Origin of the sequence: Chryseobacterium ureilyticum, from assembly GCF_900156735.1 — a bacterium.
In the GTDB taxonomy this organism is placed as follows: domain Bacteria; phylum Bacteroidota; class Bacteroidia; order Flavobacteriales; family Weeksellaceae; genus Chryseobacterium; species Chryseobacterium ureilyticum.
In genome coordinates, this window is record NZ_FTOL01000022.1 from 1 (window position 1) to 2,236 (window position 2,236).

The window sequence follows — 2,236 nt, forward strand, 5'->3', positions numbered from 1 at the left end:
TGAATAAAAGAGAACTTTTTATGAAAGCTGCAAACGGAGTTCGGTAAGAATAAGCTTTGGCAGAACCATCGCAGGCGCTCTTGAAATTACGGATGTCAATGATTATTATCCATTTGGAATGAACCACCTAAAAACCGGAAATGCTTTCTTTGGACAGGGGAATTATAAGAATTACAAGTACAACGGTAAGGAGCTTCAGGAAACGGGAATGTATGATTATGGGGCGAGGCTGTATATGTCGGATATCGGTAGATGGGGAGTTGTAGATCCATTGGCGGAAACTTCCAGACGTTGGAGTCCATATACTTATGCTTTTAATAATCCAATCCGTTTTATTGATCCGGATGGCATGCAGAACTATGATATAACATTTGGGAAAAGTGTTTCTGCTGATACACAAAATAAGATTGTAAGTGATTTAGAAAAAGAAACGGGATTGAAATTATCTGTTGGAGATAATAGGAAGCTGAGTTACAAAGAATCTTCTGATATGGGAGGAAGTAAAACAGTTCGTGATATGTTGAAAGGTGCTATTGATAATCATAGAACTGACTATCAGATTAATTCAGACAACACTAAAGGATCTTCAATCGAACCCACAGGGGCACGAGGTGAAACAATAGATGGCGTGTATGGTTCAACAGTAACATATGACTTAAATATTAATACTGATCAAGTAAATAAATTTATAGCAGGAACAAGTGAGGCATTAAATCCTCTAACGATGGGATATGGAATGACTACTCTTCACGAAGTAAGCCATGTATATAATAGTCTTAACGATCAGGATGTGATTTATGGTGCGCCAGGTCCAAACGAAAAAGTTATAAATACAATTAGAAGAGAATTAGATGCTTCTGGAAAATTTACTCAACCATTTGGTCAAAGAGAATCATATAGCCCGACAGATATTCTACGTAATGGTAAGCAATATAATTTTACGCCTTTTGAAAGAAGTATCATGGATGGTAATTTTAAAAAAATCGATGTGAAGAAAAACCTTTTTATGCTAACTCCAAAAACCAAATAATGAAATATTTAATTATTTTATCTGTATGTATTAGTTTTTCAGTGTATGGACAATGTGCATGTGAAAGATATGAAAAAGGGCTTGAATACATAAAACAGGATTTTATAAATAAGGGTACAGAAAAGTATTATAAAGATCTTTTAAATCCTGGAGCTTATGGAATCTCTATTTATGAAAGTTTTTTTCCGCTATATAAATCTGATAGTTATTTTAACTGGTTAAATATTGAAAAAACTAACCCATATAAAAAAAGTAAGTGTCTATCTAAAATAAATAAAAAAAATTGGGGGAAATTTTGGAAATCACAAGACTACTATAAAAGCCAAAATGTATTTACAAAAGATAAATTTAAAGGGCCATCTCATATAGCAGTTTTTACTAAATTGAGAAATGATTCTTTAAGAGTTGATGTCATATCCAACTCATATAATGGCTTAAAGTATTGTGGTAGTGTTAATAAATATTTATTGATTTTTGATGAACAAGATAGTATTAAAGAAGCTAAAGCATGGACAGCTCATTATGAATGTTTGTAATGGTTTTTAATAAATAATCACTGCGAAAACGGCGGTTTTGTTGTATTGTTTTGTGAATGAAAACAATACAATACAAATGCAACATTACATAATCTTTAAATTAAAAAAAATTATGAATAATAACAAATTTTGTTGCGAAAGACTAAAAGGAGTATGCTTAGTAGAAAATAGTCTTGGACTTAATTTTAGAATAATAAAGTACTCTGAAAAACTTTATAATGATTTATTACAAATTAAACCTTCCATACCTGATAAAGGTTTTCTTATTACATCTGGTTATAAAAATAGTGTAGATGATGCTGAAATTTTGAAGATGATTATAAATCATTGTCCATTTTGTGGTCAAAGGCTGGGTGACTTTTATAAATCTGATGATTATGTTCAGGAAACTATTGGATAGTTTTCTAACAACAAAGCCACTCGTTTGAGTGGCTTTGTTGTTTTATAGAATGCTTTGCAGCTTAGTTTGTTTAAGGAACGCATCCAGAAGAGCGAAGACATGCTGTCTATCGTTCTCTTTTAGCTTTTGTATATCTAAAATTTTAGAGACAATATTTTTATCCAGTAGAATATCAGTAGATCCTACGAGATAATCCAGAGACGCTTCTTGGGTTTCTACCAATTGTGAGGTTACCTCAATAGAGCATCTTACTTCCATTGTCGGCTTTGC

The 2,236-nt window shown here is 32.0% G+C and carries 4 protein-coding genes; 3 read left to right on the forward strand and 1 reads right to left on the reverse strand.

Annotated features, from left to right (window positions below):
- The first annotated feature begins 118 nt into the window (after positions 1-118).
- The 3 genes from BW983_RS23780 (at position 119) to BW983_RS23645 (ending at position 1,966) form a co-directional block, all read left to right on the forward strand.
- Positions 119-1,030, forward strand: coding sequence for an RHS repeat-associated core domain-containing protein (locus BW983_RS23780; RefSeq protein WP_084184669.1), 912 nt, complete (start codon positions 119-121; stop codon positions 1,028-1,030).
- A complete protein-coding gene (locus BW983_RS23640) occupies positions 1,030-1,566 on the forward strand; it encodes a hypothetical protein (RefSeq protein WP_076554313.1) in 537 nt (178 codons plus the stop codon). Before BW983_RS23780 ends, BW983_RS23640 begins: the two co-directional genes overlap by 1 nt.
- A gap of 112 nt (positions 1,567-1,678) precedes the next feature.
- The gene (locus tag BW983_RS23645) at positions 1,679-1,966 is read left to right on the forward strand and encodes a hypothetical protein (RefSeq protein WP_139329363.1); all 288 of its coding nucleotides are present in this window, start codon (positions 1,679-1,681) and stop codon (positions 1,964-1,966) included.
- 42 nt (positions 1,967-2,008) lie between these two features.
- Here the strand turns inward: BW983_RS23645 and BW983_RS24235 are convergent.
- Positions 2,009-2,236, reverse strand: a 228-nt coding sequence (locus BW983_RS24235; protein ID WP_167370025.1) for an XRE family transcriptional regulator, incomplete at its 5' end; no start/stop codon positions are given.

Bases quoted from the DNA above. Each gene is read 5' to 3' on its own strand.
- BW983_RS23780 (WP_084184669.1), top strand. From the start codon at position 119: ATGAACCACCTAAAAACCGGAAATGCTTTCTTTGGACAGGGGAATTAT.
- BW983_RS23640 (WP_076554313.1), top strand. From the start codon at position 1,030: ATGAAATATTTAATTATTTTATCTGTATGTATTAGTTTTTCAGTGTAT.
- BW983_RS23645 (WP_139329363.1), top strand. From the start codon at position 1,679: ATGAATAATAACAAATTTTGTTGCGAAAGACTAAAAGGAGTATGCTTA.